Annotated in this window: 21 protein-coding genes; 11 read left to right on the forward strand and 10 right to left on the reverse strand. The window is 30.1% G+C overall.

The genetic code is table 11. The features are described from left to right. The first annotated feature begins 30 nt into the window (after positions 1 to 30). The 9 genes from Q0881_RS15580 to Q0881_RS15620 all read left to right on the forward strand — a co-directional run bounded on the left by Q0881_RS15580 (position 31) and on the right by Q0881_RS15620 (position 7969). Positions 31 to 357 (forward strand): nucleotide pyrophosphohydrolase, encoded by a 327-nt coding sequence (locus Q0881_RS15580; RefSeq protein WP_299162256.1) that lies wholly within the window; start codon positions 31 to 33, stop codon positions 355 to 357. Next, positions 358 to 606 carry a hypothetical protein gene (locus tag Q0881_RS15585; protein ID WP_299162259.1) on the forward strand — a complete coding sequence of 83 codons (249 nt, stop codon included), beginning with the start codon at positions 358 to 360 and terminating at the stop codon, positions 604 to 606. It abuts the gene before it with no gap. 5 nt (positions 607 to 611) lie between these two features. Next, positions 612 to 1844: a 3-phosphoshikimate 1-carboxyvinyltransferase gene (locus Q0881_RS15590; protein ID WP_299162261.1), complete on the forward strand. Its 1233-nt coding sequence runs from the start codon at positions 612 to 614 to the stop codon at positions 1842 to 1844. A 67-nt stretch (positions 1845 to 1911) separates the two neighbouring features. Further along, on the forward strand, positions 1912 to 2961 hold the full coding sequence (queA, locus tag Q0881_RS15595; RefSeq protein WP_299162264.1) for a tRNA preQ1(34) S-adenosylmethionine ribosyltransferase-isomerase QueA: 1050 nt from the start codon (positions 1912 to 1914) through the stop codon (positions 2959 to 2961). A gap of 68 nt (positions 2962 to 3029) precedes the next feature. Next, positions 3030 to 4070 (forward strand): 23S rRNA (adenine(2503)-C(2))-methyltransferase RlmN, encoded by a 1041-nt coding sequence (rlmN, locus tag Q0881_RS15600; protein WP_299162266.1) that lies wholly within the window; start codon positions 3030 to 3032, stop codon positions 4068 to 4070. Position 4071: 1 nt separating this feature from the next. Further along, complete coding sequence (locus tag Q0881_RS15605) at positions 4072 to 4818, forward strand: hypothetical protein (RefSeq protein WP_299162269.1); 747 nt, start codon at positions 4072 to 4074, stop codon at positions 4816 to 4818. 45 nt (positions 4819 to 4863) lie between these two features. Beyond that, positions 4864 to 5841, forward strand: coding sequence for a polyprenyl synthetase family protein (locus Q0881_RS15610; RefSeq protein ID WP_299162272.1), 978 nt, complete (start codon positions 4864 to 4866; stop codon positions 5839 to 5841). Positions 5842 to 5903: 62 nt separating this feature from the next. Beyond that, the gene (locus Q0881_RS15615) at positions 5904 to 6875 is read left to right on the forward strand and encodes a hypothetical protein (protein ID WP_299162274.1); all 972 of its coding nucleotides are present in this window, start codon (positions 5904 to 5906) and stop codon (positions 6873 to 6875) included. Between the two features lie 2 nt (positions 6876 to 6877). Next, positions 6878 to 7969 carry a DUF3179 domain-containing protein gene (locus Q0881_RS15620; protein WP_299162276.1) on the forward strand — a complete coding sequence of 364 codons (1092 nt, stop codon included), beginning with the start codon at positions 6878 to 6880 and terminating at the stop codon, positions 7967 to 7969. A gap of 37 nt (positions 7970 to 8006) precedes the next feature. Here the strand turns inward: Q0881_RS15620 and Q0881_RS15625 are convergent, their stop codons facing one another. The 10 genes from Q0881_RS15625 to miaB all read right to left on the reverse strand — a co-directional run bounded on the left by Q0881_RS15625 (position 8007) and on the right by miaB (position 16248). Beyond that, entirely contained in the window at positions 8007 to 8438 is a 432-nt protein-coding gene (locus tag Q0881_RS15625; protein WP_299162279.1) for a hypothetical protein, read from the reverse strand. Between the two features lie 134 nt (positions 8439 to 8572). Beyond that, positions 8573 to 9127: a hypothetical protein gene (locus tag Q0881_RS15630; protein ID WP_299162282.1), complete on the reverse strand. Its 555-nt coding sequence runs from the start codon at positions 9125 to 9127 to the stop codon at positions 8573 to 8575. Between the two features lie 82 nt (positions 9128 to 9209). Beyond that, entirely contained in the window at positions 9210 to 9653 is a 444-nt protein-coding gene (locus Q0881_RS15635; RefSeq protein WP_299162285.1) for a hypothetical protein, read from the reverse strand. Between the two features lie 141 nt (positions 9654 to 9794). After that, the gene (gene groL / locus Q0881_RS15640) at positions 9795 to 11429 is read right to left on the reverse strand and encodes a chaperonin GroEL (protein WP_299162288.1); all 1635 of its coding nucleotides are present in this window, start codon (positions 11427 to 11429) and stop codon (positions 9795 to 9797) included. 39 nt (positions 11430 to 11468) lie between these two features. Then, positions 11469 to 11744: a co-chaperone GroES gene (locus Q0881_RS15645; protein WP_299162291.1), complete on the reverse strand. Its 276-nt coding sequence runs from the start codon at positions 11742 to 11744 to the stop codon at positions 11469 to 11471. Between the two features lie 165 nt (positions 11745 to 11909). Further along, on the reverse strand, positions 11910 to 12251 hold the full coding sequence (secG, locus tag Q0881_RS15650) for a preprotein translocase subunit SecG (protein WP_299162294.1): 342 nt from the start codon (positions 12249 to 12251) through the stop codon (positions 11910 to 11912). Next, positions 12251 to 12994 carry a hypothetical protein gene (locus Q0881_RS15655; RefSeq protein ID WP_299162297.1) on the reverse strand — a complete coding sequence of 248 codons (744 nt, stop codon included), beginning with the start codon at positions 12992 to 12994 and terminating at the stop codon, positions 12251 to 12253. The genes secG and Q0881_RS15655 overlap by 1 nt, the downstream gene beginning before the upstream one ends. A gap of 3 nt (positions 12995 to 12997) precedes the next feature. After that, the gene (locus Q0881_RS15660; RefSeq protein WP_299162300.1) at positions 12998 to 13504 is read right to left on the reverse strand and encodes an LptE family protein; all 507 of its coding nucleotides are present in this window, start codon (positions 13502 to 13504) and stop codon (positions 12998 to 13000) included. 45 nt (positions 13505 to 13549) lie between these two features. Further along, positions 13550 to 14779: a sigma-54 dependent transcriptional regulator gene (locus Q0881_RS15665; RefSeq protein WP_299162302.1), complete on the reverse strand. Its 1230-nt coding sequence runs from the start codon at positions 14777 to 14779 to the stop codon at positions 13550 to 13552. Between the two features lie 14 nt (positions 14780 to 14793). After that, the gene (gene miaB, locus Q0881_RS15670; RefSeq protein WP_299162304.1) at positions 14794 to 16248 is read right to left on the reverse strand and encodes a tRNA (N6-isopentenyl adenosine(37)-C2)-methylthiotransferase MiaB; all 1455 of its coding nucleotides are present in this window, start codon (positions 16246 to 16248) and stop codon (positions 14794 to 14796) included. 144 nt (positions 16249 to 16392) lie between these two features. Here miaB and Q0881_RS15675 point away from each other — a divergent pair, with 144 nt between their 5' ends. Both Q0881_RS15675 and topA read left to right on the forward strand, forming a co-directional pair. Continuing rightward, complete coding sequence (locus Q0881_RS15675) at positions 16393 to 17175, forward strand: hypothetical protein (RefSeq protein ID WP_299162306.1); 783 nt, start codon at positions 16393 to 16395, stop codon at positions 17173 to 17175. Positions 17176 to 17420: 245 nt separating this feature from the next. Next, complete coding sequence (gene topA, locus Q0881_RS15680) at positions 17421 to 19922, forward strand: type I DNA topoisomerase (protein ID WP_299162308.1); 2502 nt, start codon at positions 17421 to 17423, stop codon at positions 19920 to 19922. The last annotated feature ends 2 nt before the right edge of the window (positions 19923 to 19924 follow it).

The following is a 19924-nucleotide window of genomic DNA, read 5'->3' on the forward strand; positions in this document are numbered from 1 at the left end:
TGATTTTTTAAAAATGTCAAAACAAAACAAATGAATATACAAGACGCTCAAAAACAAGTTGACGATTGGATTAAAAATCATGGCGTTCGTTATTTTAACGAATTAACAAACATGGCACAATTAACAGAAGAAGTTGGTGAAGTAGCAAGAATTATTGCGCGTCGTTATGGCGAGCAAAGTGAAAAAGAGAGCGATAAAAATAAAAATTTAGGAGAAGAGTTGGCAGATGTAATGTTTGTTGTTTTATGTTTAGCAAACCAAACAGGAGTAAATTTACAAGAAGCTTTTGATAAGAAGTTAGATATAAAAACAAAACGCGATCATGATCGTCATCATAATAATGAAAAACTAAAATAAATGAGTTTCGGTAAGAATATACAAAAGGGAATTTTCTGGATTAATGTTTTAAAGGTAAGTATTCCATTCTTAATTTTTGTAACACTATTTTCATTAATAGTAAATAGTGGAGGAGCCTTGTTTACTTTAGATTTTGAAACAGTAAATACTATTAATTTTTCAGAAAATAAATGGGTCCGTTTTTGGCTTACAAAATTAACAGTTAGTGTTTTGTATGGAATGTATATAGTAAATAAAAAAATGAAATAGTTTGTATGAACTTACATCTAAAAACCAAAGAGAATAATAAAATAGCATCAGAAATAACAATTTCGGGTTCAAAAAGTGAATCCAATAGACTGCTAATTTTACAACAATTATTTCCAAGTATTGCTATAGATAATTTATCAGATTCAGATGATACACATCATTTACAAGAAGCATTATCTTCTACAAATGAAATAGCAGATATAGGACATGCAGGAACAGCAATGCGTTTCTTAACAGCTTTCTTTGCAACTCAAGAAGGGAGTGTGAAGGTTTTACAAGGATCAGAAAGAATGCACAATCGTCCAATAGAAATATTGGTAGAAGCACTTCGTAGTTTAGGAGCGGATATTGAGTATCTTCAAAAAGAAGGATATCCACCAATAAAAATTACAGGTAAAAAATTAGTGAAAAATAAAGTATCTATAAATGGAAATGTGAGTAGTCAATACATTTCAGCATTAATGTTAATAGCTTCAAGTCTTGAAAACGGATTAGAAATTCAATTAGAAGGAAAAATAACTTCAGTTCCATATATAAAAATGACTTTAACGTTGTTGCATCAAATAGGTGTTGAAGCAAGTTTTGAAGGAAACATTATTAGTATTAAGTCGAAAGAAGATATTCAGCCTCAAAATATAACTGTAGAATCTGATTGGAGTTCCGCTTCTTATTTTTATTCATTAATAGCTTTGAGTGAAATAGGTTCTTCAGTAAAATTGTCGGCATATAAGCAAGATAGTTTACAGGGAGATAGTTGTTTGGCTAGAATTTATAGGCACTTTGGAGTTATAACAGTGTTTGAAGAAAATTCAATTACTTTAACTAAAGAGAAAGAAACTAGTTCTGAAATCCTAACAGAAGATTTAAAAAACGCACCAGACATAGCACAAACAATAGCGGTAACTAGTTTTGGTTTAGGATTAGCGTGTGATTTAACAGGTTTACATACTTTAAAAATAAAAGAAACAGACAGATTAGAAGCTTTAAAAGAAGAGTTAACTAAATTAGGAGCAGATATTACAGTAACTAACGAAAGTTTACATTTAAAAGCATCGGAAAAGACAAATGAGAATGTTTCAATAGCAACATATAATGACCATAGAATGGCAATGGCATTTGCTCCTTTAGCATTAAAAATACCCATTACTATTTTAGAAGCTGAAGTAGTAACAAAGTCATACAGAAACTTTTGGAAAGACATGAAGCAAGTAGGTATAAAAACAGTAGAAGTAAAATAAACAGTAAATCACTTGACAAGGCCTATGTCGAAATTGTATATTTGCCCACGTTTAGAAAATATAATCGATGAAATTATCAAATTTTAGTTTTGAATTGCCCGAAGAACTATTGGCAGAGTACCCATCAGAGCATAGAGATGAGTCACGTTTAATGGTGTTACATAGAGATACTCAAAAAATTGAACATAAAAAGTTTAAAGACTTAATCAATTATTTTGATGAAGGAGATGTAATGATGTTGAACAATACAAAAGTGTTTCCAGCTCGTATGTTTGGGAATAAAGAAAAAACTGGAGCTCGTATTGAAGTATTTTTATTACGTGAATTGAATGCTGAAAATCGCTTATGGGATGTATTAGTAGATCCAGCTAGAAAAATTAGAATTGGAAATAAGTTATTCTTTGGCGACGATGAAAATCTAGTAGCTGAAGTTATTGATAATACAACATCAAGAGGAAGAACATTGCGCTTTTTATTTGATGGGCCGTACGAAGAGTTTAGAGAGAAATTAATAAAATTAGGTGAAACACCATTACCTAAATATATTAAGCGTGAAGTAGAGCCATCGGACGAAGATCGTTACCAAACAATTTTTGCAAAGCATGAAGGAGCTGTAGCGGCACCAACAGCAGGATTACACTTTTCTAAACATTTAATGAAGCGTTTAGAAATTAAAGGAATTGATTTTGCAGAAACTACATTACATGTAGGTTTAGGTACTTTTAACCCAGTAGAGGTTGAAGATTTATCGAAGCATAAAATGGATTCTGAGAAAATAATAGTATCTCAAGACAGTGCGGATATGGTAAACAATGCCATGGTAAAGAAAAAAAGGATATGTGCAGTTGGAACAACTGTAATGAGAACAGTAGAATCGTCAGTATCTTCAAAAAACAAGTTAAATTCATATGAAGGATGGACTAATAAATTTATTTTTCCTCCTTACGATTTTAGCATTGCAAATTGTATGATAACAAATTTTCATACACCAAAATCAACATTATTAATGATGGTTTCTGCATTTGCAGGTCATGATTTTATGATGGAAGCATACCAAGAAGCAATTAAAGAGAAATATAAATTTTACTCGTATGGAGATGCGATGTTAATTTTATAAAAATAGAATAAAACTAAAATCAAAACCTCACAAGACTACTTGTGAGGTTTTGTGTATTTTTGTACCCGATGAAAGTGAAGAAAAGAGACATACGTGCATTAACAAAAGAAGAGCTTCGTGATTTTTTTGTTAAAAATGGAGATAAAGCATTTAGAGGGAATCAAGTGTATGAATGGTTGTGGCATAAATCGGCACATTCATTTGATGATATGACAAGTTTATCAAAGGTAACACGTCAAATGCTAGATGAGAATTTTGTGATTAACCATATAGAGGTTGATGACATGCAACGTAGTAAAGATGGGACAGTAAAAAATGCAGTTCGTTTACACGATGGTCTTGTGGTGGAATCGGTTTTAATACCAACAAAAACAAGAACAACGGCGTGTGTTTCAAGTCAAGTAGGATGTAGTTTAGATTGTAAGTTCTGTGCAACTGCAAGACTTAAAAGAATGCGTAATTTAAATCCAGATGAGATTTATGATCAAGTAGCAGCCATAAACAAAGAAAGTTTATTATACTATAATAGAAAACTTTCAAATATTGTGTTTATGGGAATGGGAGAGCCTTTGATGAATTATAATAATGTAATTAAGTCAATTGATAAAATTACTTCCCCAGAAGGTTTAGGGATGTCACCTAAGCGTATTACTGTATCTACATCAGGAGTGCCTAAAATAATAAAGAAAATGGCAGATGATGAGGTGAAATTTAATTTAGCAGTTTCATTGCATTCGGCAATAGATGAGGTGCGCACATCAATTATGCCTTTTAATGCAACTTTTCCTTTGAAAGATTTAAAAGAAGCATTGGAATATTGGTATGAGAAAACCGAAAGAATGATTACTTACGAATATGTTGTTTGGGGAGGAATAAACGACAGGAAAGAAGATATTAATGCTTTAATAAAATTTTGCAGTTATGTGCCATGTAAAGTTAATTTAATAGAATACAATCCTATTGATGATGGCGAATTCCAACAAGCAAGTCCAGCAGCAATAAATAATTATATTTCAAATTTAGAAATGCATGATATTGTTGTAAACGTACGTCGTTCTAGAGGAAAAGATATAGATGCAGCTTGTGGTCAATTAGCAAATAAATCATAACTTGTATTTTTCTAAAACATTTTTAGGCCAAACTTTACAAACTTTAGGTTGGTTATTCTTTATTCTTATTTTAGGTTTATTTATAGATAGTAAACCAGTAGCTGAAAATTTTTATAAAAATGCGCAATGGATAAACAATACAGGAGTAATTCTGGTATTTGTTTTTCTATACTTAAAAGCAAATAAAAGAACAAAGGAACAACTTATTTATGCTTTATTAATAGCTATAATAGGGGAGTATGTATTTTCTATAGTTTTAGGAATGTATGCTTATCGTTTAGGGAATATTCCACATTATATTCCGCCAGGACACGCTATTGTTTTTGTACTTGTTTATTATTTCTCTAGAAAGTCAAAAATCAAAAAAAATAGAAAAACGATAGAATTAGTTTGTTCAATTTTAATCATACTTTTTTCTCTTTATTTTTTACTGTTTAAAAAAGATGTTTTTGGGTTTTTATGCACAATACTGGTTTTTTTCTTCTTGAGAAAACACCCTAATGAGCGATTGTTTTACTTAACAATGTATTGCGTAATTGCTATTATAGAATTTATTGGAACAGGTCTTGAATGTTGGAAATGGCCAGAGATAGCGTTTAATAAATTTAACTTTTTACCTAGTGCAAATCCTCCTTTAGGTATTAGTTTGTTTTATTTTGGGTTAGATAGAGGAACAATGTCAATATACAAGAGAAGACATAAAAAAGCTTGGAGTAGATTGAAACGAATTAGAGTGATGGAATCTTAATATATTTCGTTACTTTTGGTCTTTGATTTTGGAAATCAAACATTAATGAAGCCAGTAGAGCAAATAAAACTTCCCATAACTAAAGAAATGGAACTCTTTGAAACTAAGTTCAAAGATTCTATGTTATCTAAAGTACCGTTATTAAATAGAATTACGTATTATATAGTTCGTAGAAAAGGTAAACAAATGCGCCCAATGTTTGTGTTTTTGGTTGCAAAAATGGTTTCTAACGGAGGGTTTGATGAACGTACTTATCGAGGAGCATCTGTAGTAGAATTAATTCATACAGCAACGCTGGTTCATGATGATGTTGTAGATGATAGCAATAGAAGAAGAGGTTTTTTTTCAATTAATGCACTTTGGAAAAATAAAATAGCTGTTTTAGTAGGAGATTTTTTATTATCAAAAGGATTATTATTATCAATAGATAATGAAGATTTTGATTTATTAAAACTAATCTCAATTGCAGTTCGTGAAATGAGCGAAGGCGAGCTTTTACAAATAGAGAAAGCACGTAAATTAGACATTACAGAAGAAATATATTTTGAAATTATTCGTCAAAAGACAGCAACTTTAATAGCAGCTTGTTGTGGTATTGGGGCGGCTTCGGTAGGGGCAAATAATGAAACAGTGCAACAAATGCGAAAGTTTGGAGAATACATAGGTATTGCTTTTCAAATTAAAGATGATTTATTTGACTATACAGAGGATAAAATTGGAAAGCCTACCGGTATAGATATTAAAGAGCAAAAAATGACACTCCCATTAATTTATACTTTAAATAATTGCTCGCAAAAAGAAAAATCTTGGTTGATTAATTCAGTCAAAAAGCATAACACGAATAAAAAACGAGTTAAGGAGATTATAGCTTTTGTAAAAGATAATGGTGGTTTAGAGTATACGACTGCTAAAATGCATGACTATAAAAATAAGGCATTAGCAATATTGAATAATTTTCCTGAATCTGAATATAAGAGTTCATTACTTCAAATGATTGATTATGTAGTAGAACGTAAAATTTAACACTTCTATTATTACATGTAAGGAATTGAAATCTAATCGACAAACTAATAAACTATAGTGTTATGTTGATTAGGTTCTTATTTTCATTAATAACCATTTTTTTCTTTAATACAGTATATTCACAAACTTGTTGTTCAGGTGGTGTACCATTGTCAAATAACATAGGTTTACCTTTTTTAGAAAAAGGAGGGTCTCAATTTGGTGTATTTTACGATTATAATAATTTGAATACATTAAATGAAGGAAGTAAAAAGTTACAAGATAATTCTCGCTTAAGAATAACTAATTCAATTTTATTTAATTTTAGTTATAATATAACAGAGAGATTATTGGTGGAAGGCTTAATAAGTTGGGTTAATCAGAAAAGAGAAATAACTGGATTATCAAGTTTAAATTTAGATGAAACTTCAGGAATCGGAGATGGAGTACTATTATTGAGGTATATGATTTTAAATAAAAAAAATTATAGTTTAATAACAGGGATAGGGGGTAAAATTCCAATAGGATCTACAGAGGAAGTAAATGATTTAGGAATTAGATTAAATGCAGATTTACAACCAGGTAGTAATTCCTTTGATATCTTATTTACATCAACATTTATAAAAAGATTTAATTTTAGAAGAACGACTAATGTAATAGGAAGGTTAACTTATAGAAAAACAGGAGTTAATTCTGAATATCAAGAGGTTAATGAATACAAATTTGGAAATGAAATTCAAGGTTTTATAGGTGTTTCTGATTCTTTTTTGTTTTTGGGGCAAATTATTAACCCGAGTTTATCTTTCAAGTATAGGAAAGCTTATCCAGATAAATTAAATAACACTAAAATAGCGAATACAGGAGGGGACTGGTTATTTATAAATCCAAATTTCTCTTTGAAAATAACACCGAAAATTAATTTTTCAACAAGTTTAGAAGTACCTCTTTATGCTAATGTAGATGGAATTCAATTGACACCGACTTATAGGATTAATACAGGGATTTCAATTCAATTTTCGAAAAAGAATAAAAAAGCAGTAAATTTAATTCAGTAAAAATGAAGTATAATCTAATTTTATTAATATTATTATTGATAACTTCTTGTTCATCAGATGATAACTCCAATATAAGCGATGGAGGGAATAATAATGGTAACACAAATTCAGGAAATAATAATTCAACTTTTAAGTCGTGGTCTATTCCATTAGATGAAATTTACGATGGAGCAGGTAAAGATGGAATTCCTTCAATAGATTCTCCAGTTTTTTTATCAGGACAAGATGCTACAGTTAGTACTTATATGCAAAATGACGATATTGTAATAGGTTTAAAAATAGGAACAGAAGTTAGAGCGTACCCACATAGGATTATGGATTGGCATGAGGTTTTAAATGATGATTTTAATGGAGAAAAAATTACGATTAATTACTGTCCATTAACTCGAACAGCTTTTGCGTGGAAATACTCTAAGTTGGGAAAACCTGTTAAATTTGGTGTTTCGGGTCTTTTATACAATTCTAATTTAATACTATATGATAGAGAAACTAATAGTAATTGGTCTCAAATGAAATTAGAATGTGTTAATGGTAGTGAATTAGGAAAGAAACCAACAAGAATAGAAATAGTAGAGACTAATTGGGAAACATGGAAATTAATGTATCCAGAGACAAAGATTTTATCAGATAATCAGGGTTTTGCAAGAAATTATCAGAACTATCCATACGGAGGTTATTTAGATTCTGATGATTTTTTATTTTTCCCTGTATCGCCATTAGATACTAGGTTACCTAAAAAAGAGAGAGTGCATGGTGTAATATCCAGTGATTTACTAAAGGCATATCGATTTAAAACGTTTGAAGGCGGCAATGTTTTTAAAGATAATTTTAATGGAAAAAGAATATTATTAGTTGGAAATAAAAATGTGATAAAATCATTTGAGATCCCTACCGATTTAACTAATTTGGAGTTTAGCTATTCATACAAAGGAGAAAAAGATTTTTTTATAGATAATTTAGGAAATAAATGGTCAATTAATGGTAAGGTTATTCAAGGACCAATGCAAGGGAGAGAATTATTAAGAAATGACTCAGTAACTGGTTTATGGTTTTCCCTAGCTTCTTTTTATCCTAATCCAGAGATATATAATTAAACCTCCAGTAAACTACTGAAGGCTTAATTGTATTTAATTATTTTTCATAAATATAAATTTCGGGATCATAACTAACATTAGATAGGTTAATTTTGTCTATGTCTTTCATTCTTAGTTGATTTAATGCGTAAAGTCTATTGATACCTTCTCCTAGAATTTGTTCATTATTAAGAAATATTTTAGTTATACTAGTGGTCCCATTCCCAAAATTCCTACTTCCTCTAGTGTTGGAATTTTTATATGAATTGTTATTAGAGCTTAGTTGAAGTTTTATTAACTTCTTTAGTTTATTATTATTAAATCTTGAATCGCTTTTTAAAAAATCAAGTAATAGTAGATTTTTTTTTGTTTTTTCACTAATTTTTATAGTCTCAAAAGTCTCAGTATTATTTTTGTTTAATAATTCTTGAGCTTTACCTGAAATAGAAATAAGAAAAATTCCAATAATAAAATAGTTTTTAATTTTCATAATAATATTTTTTAATTTATTAAGAATAAGTATCAAATTTTATACCAAAAATAAATTATTTTAAAATACTTTCTTTCGAAAGTAATTTCCCTTGCTCTGAAATACCTTCAATGTATGCTTTTATATATTTTTGTTCATTTTCCTGTATAATCTTTTATTAATATTCCAAGATTATTATTGGTGTTTTCTATAATATGACCACCTTCAGGAAATAGTTTAAATTCATAATTTCCTTTATTTCTAGTGAGTTTTTTTGTGCTTTTTAAAGAAGAAATTATTTTTATTTTTTGATTAAATGAATTGTCCTCTTTAAAGTTTTTCATCCAATTAGTGGATGCTTTTAGGTAATAATTACCATTTGTATAAGTAGAATCTATATCAATACTTCCAGAACCCATACCTTCTTTAATATGTATAAGTTGTTGGTCTTTTAGATTTCCAGATTCTTCAAATATAGAAACATAAAGATTTGTGGTAGTAGGATGTAATTTTTGAGAATTTTGTTCTTGTATATATGCTTTGAACCAAATTTCTTCACCTTTTAAAAAAGAAGTTTTATTAAGATGTAAAAAAGGAATCTCTCTTGTGTTTTCAAAATAACTTATATAATTATTATTAAGTTTTGATTTTTGAGCAGCTAGAATAGTTGAAAATAGCAATAAAGCTATTTTAATGTAGTTTTTTTTCATAGTAAATTTTTCTAAAAATCGTCAAAAAATCATTCCATAAAAAAACCTCGAGAATTATTTCCCGAGGTTTTTTATAAAAAGATTATAATGTGTAAATGTAAATTTCTTTTCCAGAGCTTACATTTTTTCTGCTAATTTTTTTAACTTTTTTCATTCTTAAGTCATTTAAGACATGTAGTCTATTAAAGCCACTATCTAAAATTAATTCATTATCTAAATAAATTTTAACGAAAGTTCTTACAGGAACGGCTTGGCCTGGTATTTCCTTAATTTTTATATTAATATCTTCATAGTCATTATAGCCTACATTGTTTTGATTGTTAATCAATTTTTTTAATCGCAAAGAGTTAAACCTTGAATCTGATTTTAGAAAATTTAAAACAAGTTGATTAGATTTAAGTTTCCCTTCAGGAGCAATTATAACTAAAGGTTTGTTTTTTTCTGTTGTAGTAATGTTTTTTTTCTGAGCTGAAATAGTTAGTGCTATAAAAGAAAAACACAGAACTGAGTAAATTTTAATTTTCATAATAATATTTTTTAATTTTTATATTATCATCAATTATTATGCCTTAAATTTATTGTTTTTTTATAATTACTGTTAAATAAAAAAACTTGTTAAAGAATAACAAGTTTTAATATAATATATGGTTTGTAAAGTAGGTGGTTTTTACATCATTCCTGGCATTCCACCACCCATTGGAGGCATTCCTCCAGCAGGAGAATCTTCTTTAATATCAACTAAAGCACATTCAGTAGTTAAAATCATACCAGATACAGAAGCAGCATTTTCTAAAGCAACACGAGTTACTTTTTTAGGATCAATAATCCCTGCATCTAACATATCAACATATGCTTCAGATTTAGCATCATAACCAAAGTCTTTTTTACCTTCTAAGACTTTGTTAATTACAACAGATCCTTCACCACCTGCATTCTCAACAATAGTTCTTAAAGGAGCTTCAATTGCTTTATTTACAATTTGTACACCAGTAGTTTCGTCTAAGTTTTCAGTAGCTAAAGATTCTAATACTTTCTTAGCACGAACTAAAGCAACACCACCACCAGCAACAATACCTTCTTCTACAGCAGCACGAGTTGCATGTAAAGCATCATCAACACGATCTTTCTTTTCTTTCATTTCTACTTCAGAAGCAGCACCAACATATAATACAGCAACACCACCAGCTAATTTAGCTAAACGTTCTTGTAATTTTTCACGATCGTAATCAGAAGTAGTTGTTTCAACTTGAGTTTTAATTTCTGAAATTCTTGCTTTTATAGAATCAAAATTTCCATTACCATTAACAATAGTAGTATTGTCTTTATCAACTGTAATTGTTTCTGCTGTACCTAACATAGTTAAATCAGCATTTTCAAGTAAATAACCTCTTTCTTCAGAAATTACAGTTCCACCAGTTAAGATAGAAATATCTTCTAACATTGCTTTTCTTCTGTCTCCGAATCCTGGAGCTTTTACAGCGGCAATTTTTAATCCTCCTCTTAATTTATTTACAACTAAAGTCGACAATGCAGTTCCGTCAACATCTTCAGCAATAATTAATAAAGGTCTCCCTGATTGAGAAACAGGTTCTAATATTGGAAGAATTTCTTGTAAGTTAGAAATCTTTTTATCGAATAATAAAATATATGGATTGTCTAAAGTAGCAATCATTTTATCAGCATCTGTAACAAAGTATGGAGATAAATAACCTCTATCAAATTGCATACCTTCAACAACGTCTACATAAGTATCCATTCCTTTAGCTTCTTCAACAGTGATAACACCTTCTTTTCCAACTTTACCAAAAGCAGTTGCAATTAAATCCCCAATAACTTTGTCGTTATTAGCAGAAATAGAAGCAACTTGTTGTATTTTTTCTGATGAATTTCCAACTTCTTGAGATTGCTTAGCTAAATCTTCAGTAATAGCCTTAACAGCTTTATCAATACCACGTTTTAAATCCATTGGATTTGCTCCAGCAGCAACGTTTTTTAATCCTTCTTTTACTATTGCTTGTGCTAAAACAGTTGCAGTAGTAGTTCCGTCACCAGCTAAATCATTAGTTTTAGAAGCAACTTCTTTAACCATTTGAGCTCCCATGTTTTCTAACTCATCTTCTAACTCAACTTCTTTTGCAACAGTAACACCATCTTTAGTTACGTGAGGTGCACCGAATGATTTAGAAATAATAACGTTACGACCTTTAGGACCTAATGTAACTTTTACTGCGTTTGCTAATGCATCAACTCCACGTTTTAATCCGTCACGAGCGTCAACATCAAATTTTATATCTTTTGCCATTTTGATTTAATCTTTTAATAGTTTTTTAATAGAATGAAATTAGATAATAGCGAATATGTCGCTTTCTCTCATGATTAAGTAATCATTTCCTTCATGTTTTAATTCAGTACCTGCATACTTTCCGTATAAAACAGTATCGCCAACTTTAACCGTTAAAGGCTCTTCTTTAGTTCCGTTACCAACGGCAACAACAGTTCCTTTTTGTGGCTTTTCTTTTGCGTTATCAGGAATAATAAGTCCTGAAGCTGTAGTTGTTTCAGCTGCAGCTGGTTCTACAAGAACTCTATCTGCTAAAGGTTTAATGTTTAATCCCATTTTATATAAATTATGATTAATTTGTTTTTTGTTTATACTTTGAAATAGTCAGAAATTATGCCATTAGAATTTTGCTGACATTTTTTCTAGAGCGCTTGAGTTTTGTGTAAAAAAAAATGCCAACGTGTCATTTACGTTGGCATTATATATTTTGTTTTAGTAAGCTTACTTAACGCTATCTTTAGTAGTGTCATTTGCTGATGGTGTAGCAGGTGTAGTAGCTTCTACGTTTTCTAATGTGCTATCTAATTGTGGAGCATCTCCTGCATTACCTCTTGGAATAGCGAAATTAGCTAATAAGATTAAAGCAAACATTGTAATAGCTAAAGTCCAAGTAGTTCTGTCTAAGAAACTATTAGTGTTTTGTACACCACCAATGTTTTGAGCACCACCACCTCCAAAAGAAGAAGATAATCCTCCACCTTTAGGGTTTTGAACCATTACTATTAAGATTAATGCTATAGCAACAATCAAAATTAAAACTAAAAGTAAAGTGTACGTTGTCATTATTTATTGTTTTGTAAAATTTGTATTCTTTTAATTTGGTCTGCAAAGAAACCACTTTTTTCTGGATATTTCAAACTTAATATTTTATAAGCTTGAATAGCGTTATCGTATTTTTTTTGTTCAAGGTAAACTTTAGCTAAAGTTTCTGTTGCTAGTTGAGAATTTTGTTTGCTCTCAATAATTTTTATTTCAGATGGATTAGCCTTGTTTGGACGAGAAATTTTAGGTGATGTTTTTATAAAACGATCAATAATAGATTCATTTTCTGATTTTTCAGGAAGAGTTTTTTTCTCAGAAGGAGACTTAGGATCTTGATTTCTTACAATAATATTTTTTGAAGATAATTGAAGCCATTGATTAAACGAAAATGATTCGTTTTTGGTAAATGGAAGCGGACTTCCAATAGCTAAATTCTCTTCAATTTTAGAAATATTTTTCCCTTTTTTATTTGGAAGTAAAATATCCTTTAAACTAGTTTTTTCTCCTTTTTTTGAACTTTCTTTTTGAAAAATTTTTGAAGTTATAAAATCGAATAAAAGAGTACGGTCAGTAGTATAAGCAGCTGTAACTTTTAATTCATTATTGTATTTATAGCTTTCTTGATTTTTTAAATCTTTTAAATATAAGGCTCTTGCCGATTGAAAATAGGGGTACTCTTGGACAATATTCTTAAGCTCTGAATTATTTTCGTTTGAAATTAATTGAGGGCTTTCTAAAATTTGTATGTAGTTTTTTTTATTCAAAGTTTACCATTTACCTACAGATGCATTAAAGATATCTTGAGTTAATCTTTCTAAAATATCTTTCAAAGCTGTATCTAGTATTCCTCCAGTTAATTGTTCTGTAGCTCCATAATCATAATAAAAAGAAAAACGTTTCTCGAAATTCTTTTTCTCATCTAAATTATTAATATAATTTACATTAACAGATATTGTTAGTCTATTTTGTGCTGCCGTTTGATTTGCATTAGCACTCATTGGAGTAATACGATAATCGGTTATTTCACCTGAAAAATGTAAATCTCCACCGCTACTAACCAAAGTTAAATTTGTTTGGCGTGTAAAAAGATCTTGTAATTCTTGTGTGAATTTTTGACTTAACGTTGGCTCTATTAATGGAGCTTGATTCGGAAAAAAATCGACCTGAATTGTTTTTGCATTTCCAGTATCACCACCAGTAAATGAGTAGGCTCCACAACTAATTACAATAATTGTGGTAGAAATAAAAAATAAGGTGTAAAATAATTTTTTCATAAAATCAAAAGTAAATAATTTGTAGTTGTTTTATTGTTAACTAGATTATAAATCGTACTGTTTAATCTTTCGGTACAATGTCCTTTCAGAAATGCCTAGTTCTTTAGCAGCTAATTTACGTTTTCCACTATTTTTTTCTAAAGATTTTTTAATCATTTCAATTTCTTTTTCTTGTAATGATAAGTTTTCATCTTCTTCAATAGTTTCAGCATATTCATAATTATTTTGAGCAGAAGAAGATTGTGGAATTTGAACAACTTCTATGTTTTGCGTTTCTGGCAGCTCTTGTTCTTGATATATCTTTTCAATTAATTGATGATTCTCAGCTTGTACTTGTTCAGAATTTCCATTTTGCATTAAGTCCAATGTAAGTTTCTTCAAATCATTAATGTCATTACGCATATCAAATAAAATTTTATACATAATGTCTCGTTCGTTTGCAAAATCAGAATTACTAGATTGATTTCCAATAACCGCAGGCAAGTTTCCTTTGTTGTTAGGCAAGTATTGAACTAGTTTTTCAGGCGTTATTAAACGACTCTCTTCTACAACAGAAATTTGTTCAGCAATATTTCTTAATTGACGAATATTACCAGGAAAGCGATAACTCAATAACATTTTTACAGCGTTTTGATCTAATCGAATAGTTGGCATTCGGTACTTTTGAGCAAAATCTGAAGCAAATTTTCTAAATAATAAATGAATATCTTCATTTCTATCACGCAAAGCAGGTAAGTCAATTTCAATAGTGCTTAAGCGGTAATATAAATCTTCACGAAACTTTTCTTTAGAAATAGCTTGATGCATATTTACATTCGTTGCAGCTACAATACGAACATTAGTTTTTTGTACTTGAGATGACCCTACTTTAATAAATTCACCATTTTCTAATACACGTAACAAGCGTACTTGAGTAGTTAAAGGTAGTTCTCCCACTTCATCTAAAAAAATAGTTCCTCCATCAGCAACTTCAAAATAACCTTTACGGGAAGCTGTAGCTCCAGTAAACGCACCTTTTTCATGTCCAAATAACTCACTGTCAATGGTTCCTTCAGGAATCGCGCCACAGTTTACAGCAATATATTTTGCATGTTTTCGGTGTGATAACTGGTGAATTATTTTTGGTATATTTTCTTTACCTACACCACTTTCTCCAGTAACTAAAACCGAAATATCAGTAGGAGCAACGCGGATAGCTTTTTCAATAGCACGATTTAAATGTAAATCGTTACCAATGATTCCGAAACGTTGTTTTATAGCTTGTAGGTTTTCCATAGTTATTTTAAAATTTAATTATTGTCAGAGAAATCAATTGCAACTCCTCTTAATGTAGCAGAAGTACAATCTTCAACTTTTACATTAACAAAATCACCCAATTTATAATGCTCTTTAGGAAAAACAATTACAGTATTCTGAGTGTTTCTACCTTTCCATTCGTCAGGATTTTTTTTAGAAGTACCTTCAATTAAAACCTCTTCAATTTTCCCTAAATGTTGTTGAGTTCTATATAAACTATGCTCTTGCTGTAAATCTATAACTTCTTGTAAACGTCTCTTTTTAATAGCTAATGGAACATCGTCTGGCATTTTTTTAGCAGCCAAAGTTCCAGGCCTTTCAGAATAAGCAAACATAAATCCAAAATCGTATTTTACATGGCGCATTAGATTTAATGTATCTTGATGATCTTGTTCTGTTTCCCCACAAAAACCAGCAATCATATCTTGACTTAATGCCATCTCAGGAATTATTTTGTAAATATTATCAACCAATTCCATATATTCTTCACGTGTATGTTGGCGATTCATAGCTTTAAGCATATTATTACTTCCACTTTGTACAGGTAAATGAATGTATTTACAAATGTTCCTGTGTTTTGCCATTGTGCGTATAACATCTAAACTCATGTCTTGAGGATTTGATGTAGCAAAACGGAAACGAGTTTTTGGAAATTCAGTAGCACACATATCTAATAATTGTGCAAAATCTACAGCACTTGCTTGTGCTAATTCAGAAGCTTTTTTAAAATCTTTCTTCAATCCACCACCATACCATAAATATGAATCTACATTTTGGCCTAATAAAGTAATTTCTTTAAAGTTCTTATCAACCATAGATCGTACTTCTTCAATAATACTTTGAGGATCGCGACTACGTTCACGACCACGTGTAAAAGGAACTACACAAAAGGTACACATATTGTCACAGCCACGAGTAATAGAAACAAATGCAGAAACTCCGTTTGAATTTAAACGTACAGGAGAAACATCAGCATATGTTTCTTCTTTAGATAAAATAACATTTACAGCATCTCTACCAGTGTCAATTTCTTCAATTAAGTTTGGTAAATCGCGGTAAGCATCAGGCCCTACAACTAAATCAACGATTTTTTCTTCTTCTAAAAACTTTTCTTTTAAACGCTCAGCCATACAACCCAAAACACCAACTTTCATCTTTGGATTTACTTTTTTAACGGCATTGTATTTTTGTAAGCGTTTACGAACAGTGGTTTCGGCTTTTTCTCTAATAGAACAAGTGTTTACTAAAACTAAATCAGCGTCTTCTAAGTTTTGAGTGGTGTTAAAACCTTGTTCAGCTAAAATAGAAGCAACAATTTCGCTATCATTCATGTTCATTTGACAACCATAACTTTCAATAAAAAGTTTTTTACTGTTTTCTTCTTTTTGTTCTATAACAAGAGGTTTCCCTTGCTTCTCTTCGTCAATTACCTTTTCTACTTGTTCCATAAAATCTTAAATCGTAATAAATAGTCTGCAAAGATACAACCAAAAACTATAATCAATGACAAATTGGCAGAGAAAATAAACGCTGTAAAAAAGAATATTTTTTTAAAGTTGGTATATTTGCTAGTATCAACAATCAATAAAAAAATGAATAAAATTTTAATGTTATCAGAAAAAATCAGAAATGCAAAACATCTAGATTTTGGAACTATTTTAAATGAAATTATCGAACTATTTAAAAAAGTTTGGGTGCAAGGGTTATTATTGTTTTTGTTCTCTATTCTTATTATGTTACCTATTATTATCCTTGTTTATGTTCCTTTAATAGGTGTTGCAATGATGGAGTCGCAAGGAGGAACTTTAGATTCAGAGGTGTTTACAGGATTCTTTGCAGGAACTTCTATACTATATGTATTATTAATAATAGTGTTATTTTTAATTTTGGTAGCTGCTAGTTCTGCTTTAATAGCTGGATTTTATAGAATTGTAAAAGCATTAGATAAAGGTAAGGGTACAACAACATCAGATTTCTTTTATTTTTTTAAAACAAAATATTTAACAAAATTATTATTACTAACATTAATAACTGTATCAATAGCTATTGGCTCGGCTTTATTATGCTATCTTCCTTTGTTATATACAATGGTGCCTATTTCATATTTTTTAATAATTTTTGCTTTTAATCCTGAAGAATCAGTGACAAATATTGTTAAAGTAGGATTTCAATTAGGAACAAAAAAATGGGGGATTTCCATTGCAGTAATGCTTATTGTAGGTTTAATAACAACGATGTTAGGTATAATAACTTGCGGATTAGGTAACTTATTTCTAATTTCATTATCTTATTTACCAGCGTATATAATTTATAAAAATGTAATTGGCTTTGAAGAAGATATAGATCTTGATTTAACAGAAAAAAACAATATCTAAGTAAATAAATTATATTGAAAACTTTTTTTAAAACTCCTTTTCAGAAATGAATAGGGGTTTTTTATTGAAGCATTACAATGTTTATTCTTAATTTTAAAAAAAAGAATATGTTTTTACTTTGATTAGTGTTTAGAAAATGTATTTTTTTTTAATTCAATAACTATTAAAAAAAAACTACATACTTTTGCAAATTGAAAGCACCTATTCTTATTATATGGTGTAAAAAGAGATAAGAGGAAATACATATGGCAAAAAATTTAGTAATAGTTGAGTCACCTGCAAAAGCAAAAACAATAGAAAAGTTTTTAGGTAAAGATTTTCAAGTTGAATCGAGTTTTGGTCACATTGCCGATTTACCCTCAAAAGAGTTAGGTGTAAATGTTGAAGGAGATTTTAAACCGAAGTATATAGTTTCTACAGATAAAAAAGCAGTTGTAAAAAAACTGAAAGATTTAGCAAAAAAGGCAGAAACTGTTTGGTTAGCAAGTGATGAGGATCGTGAGGGAGAAGCTATTGCATGGCATTTAGCTGAGCAATTAAAATTAAAAGAAGAAAATACGAAACGTATTGTTTTTCATGAGATTACTAAAAAAGCCATTTTAAAAGCAGTTGAAAATCCACGAGATATTAACTATAACTTAGTAAATGCGCAACAAGCACGTCGTGTATTAGATAGGTTGGTAGGATATGAACTTTCTCCAGTATTATGGAGGAAAGTAAAAGGAGGATTGTCAGCAGGTAGAGTTCAATCAGTAGCAGTACGTTTAATTGTTGAACGTGAGCGTGATATTGAAGGATTCACACCGGTAGCTTCTTATAGAGTTGATGCTGAATTTGTAAATGCTAGTGGTAAAAAATTTAAAGCTAAATTAGCTAAGAATTTTTCAGAAAAGAAAGAAGCAGAAGCTTTTTTAAATTCATGTTTGAGTGCTGAGTTTTCAGTAGCAGACTTACAGAAAAAACCAGCAAAAAAATCACCAGCAGCGCCATTTACAACATCAACGTTACAGCAGGAAGCTTCAAGGAAATTAGGTTTTCCAGTAGCAAAAACAATGATGGTTGCTCAACGTTTATATGAAGCCGGTTTGATTACATATATGAGAACGGATAGTGTAAACTTATCTGAAGATGCAAAGAATGCAGCACAAGCTGAAATTATAGCATCTTACGGAGAAGAATATAGCAAACCACGTAATTTTTCAAATAAATCGAAAGGAGCTCAAGAAGCGCATGAGGCGATTCGTCCTACTAATATGGAGAATCATGAGATTACTGGAGAATATGATCAAACTCGATTGTATAGCTTAATTTGGAAAAGAACTTTAGCTTCTCAAATGAGTGAAGCTCAATTAGAAAGAACAGTTGTAAAAATAGATAATACTAAAAACGATAAGCAGTTTACAGCAAACGGTGAGGTTATTACTTTTGAAGGTTTTTTAAAGGTGTATTTAGAAGGAACCGATAATGAAGATGAAGAACAAGCTGGAATGTTGCCTAAAATGAATGTAAGTGAAGTTTTAGGTAATGAGTACATTACAGCGACTGAACGTTATACGCGTCCACCAGCAAGATTTTCAGAAGCGGCATTAGTAAAGCGTTTAGAAGAGTTAGGGATAGGACGCCCGTCTACATATGCACCAACAATTTCTACAATTCAACGAAGAGAATATATTGAAAAAGGAACTGTAGAAGGTAAAGAAAGAAACTATATTCAATTACGTTTAGCAAACCAGACAGTTGAAGAGCAGTTATTAACAGAAAGAGTAGGGTCTGATAAAGGTAAATTAGTACCTACTGATATTGGTAATATTGTAAACGATTTTTTAGTAGCTAATTTTGATGCTATTTTAGATTATGGTTTTACAGCTAAGGTAGAAAGCGATTTTGATGAAATTGCTGAAGGTAAGGAAGATTGGATTGAAATGATAAAAGAATTTTATCAGGGATTTCATGTCGTAGTAGAGGATGTTGCAGCAAATGCAGAAAGAGCTAAAGGTGAACGTTTATTAGGTGTGGATCCTGATAGTGGTAAGAATGTATATGTACGATTAGGTCGTTTTGGAGCAATGGTGCAAATAGGTGAGGCTACAGATGAAGAAAAACCACGTTTTGCAAGTTTACAAGCAGACCAAACGATGAATTCTATTACTTATGAAGAAGCAATGGATTTATTTCAATTGCCAAAAACATTAGGTGACTATGATAATTTAGAAGTAATAGTAGCAAATGGTCGTTTTGGTCCATATATTAAATTTGATGGTAAATATGTGTCGTTAGATAAAGGAGAGAATCCTATGTCTGTAGATATGGATCGAGCTATTGAGTTAATTGAAGCAAAAAGAAAAGCGGACGCACCAATAGGAGAATATGAAGGAATGCCTATTCAAAAAGGAGTTGGTCGTTTTGGTCCTTTTATCAAATGGAATTCAATTTTTATTAACGTTAATAAAAAATATGATTTTGATAATCTTTCTAAAGAAGATTTAGAAGCATTAATTGAAGATAAAAAGAGAAAAGAACGTGAAAAACTAATTCATAACTTTGAAGAAGTAGGTATTCGTGTAGAAAAAGCTCGTTGGGGACGTTTTAATGTTATAAAAGGTAAGGTAAAGATAGAGTTACCTAAAACAACTGAAATTGAGAAGTTAACTCAAGAAGAAGCTGTGAAAATGATAGACGCAAAAACTCCAAAAAAGAAAACTACTAAAAAGAAAGCTGTTAAAAAGAAAACTACTAAAAAGAAATAAAG

The organism is uncultured Tenacibaculum sp. (assembly GCF_947494125.1).
In the GTDB taxonomy this organism is placed as follows: domain Bacteria; phylum Bacteroidota; class Bacteroidia; order Flavobacteriales; family Flavobacteriaceae; genus Polaribacter.

What these genes read in the sequence shown, in the direction of transcription:
- Q0881_RS15580 (WP_299162256.1), top strand. Translation starts at nt 31, where the DNA reads ATGAATATACAAGACGCTCAAAAACAAGTTGACGATTGGATTAAAAAT.
- Q0881_RS15585 (WP_299162259.1), top strand. Translation starts at nt 358, where the DNA reads ATGAGTTTCGGTAAGAATATACAAAAGGGAATTTTCTGGATTAATGTT.
- Q0881_RS15590 (WP_299162261.1), top strand. Translation starts at nt 612, where the DNA reads ATGAACTTACATCTAAAAACCAAAGAGAATAATAAAATAGCATCAGAA.
- queA (WP_299162264.1), top strand. Translation starts at nt 1,912, where the DNA reads ATGAAATTATCAAATTTTAGTTTTGAATTGCCCGAAGAACTATTGGCA.
- rlmN (WP_299162266.1), top strand. Translation starts at nt 3,030, where the DNA reads ATGAAAGTGAAGAAAAGAGACATACGTGCATTAACAAAAGAAGAGCTT.
- Q0881_RS15610 (WP_299162272.1), top strand. Translation starts at nt 4,864, where the DNA reads ATGAAGCCAGTAGAGCAAATAAAACTTCCCATAACTAAAGAAATGGAA.
- Q0881_RS15615 (WP_299162274.1), top strand. Translation starts at nt 5,904, where the DNA reads ATGTTGATTAGGTTCTTATTTTCATTAATAACCATTTTTTTCTTTAAT.
- Q0881_RS15620 (WP_299162276.1), top strand. Translation starts at nt 6,878, where the DNA reads ATGAAGTATAATCTAATTTTATTAATATTATTATTGATAACTTCTTGT.
- Q0881_RS15625 (WP_299162279.1), bottom strand. Translation starts at nt 8,438, where the DNA reads ATGAAAATTAAAAACTATTTTATTATTGGAATTTTTCTTATTTCTATT.
- Q0881_RS15630 (WP_299162282.1), bottom strand. Translation starts at nt 9,127, where the DNA reads ATGAAAAAAAACTACATTAAAATAGCTTTATTGCTATTTTCAACTATT.
- Q0881_RS15635 (WP_299162285.1), bottom strand. Translation starts at nt 9,653, where the DNA reads ATGAAAATTAAAATTTACTCAGTTCTGTGTTTTTCTTTTATAGCACTA.
- groL (WP_299162288.1), bottom strand. Translation starts at nt 11,429, where the DNA reads ATGGCAAAAGATATAAAATTTGATGTTGACGCTCGTGACGGATTAAAA.
- Q0881_RS15645 (WP_299162291.1), bottom strand. Translation starts at nt 11,744, where the DNA reads ATGGGATTAAACATTAAACCTTTAGCAGATAGAGTTCTTGTAGAACCA.
- secG (WP_299162294.1), bottom strand. Translation starts at nt 12,251, where the DNA reads ATGACAACGTACACTTTACTTTTAGTTTTAATTTTGATTGTTGCTATA.
- Q0881_RS15660 (WP_299162300.1), bottom strand. Translation starts at nt 13,504, where the DNA reads ATGAAAAAATTATTTTACACCTTATTTTTTATTTCTACCACAATTATT.
- Q0881_RS15665 (WP_299162302.1), bottom strand. Translation starts at nt 14,779, where the DNA reads ATGGAAAACCTACAAGCTATAAAACAACGTTTCGGAATCATTGGTAAC.
- miaB (WP_299162304.1), bottom strand. Translation starts at nt 16,248, where the DNA reads ATGGAACAAGTAGAAAAGGTAATTGACGAAGAGAAGCAAGGGAAACCT.
- Q0881_RS15675 (WP_299162306.1), top strand. Translation starts at nt 16,393, where the DNA reads ATGAATAAAATTTTAATGTTATCAGAAAAAATCAGAAATGCAAAACAT.
- topA (WP_299162308.1), top strand. Translation starts at nt 17,421, where the DNA reads ATGGCAAAAAATTTAGTAATAGTTGAGTCACCTGCAAAAGCAAAAACA.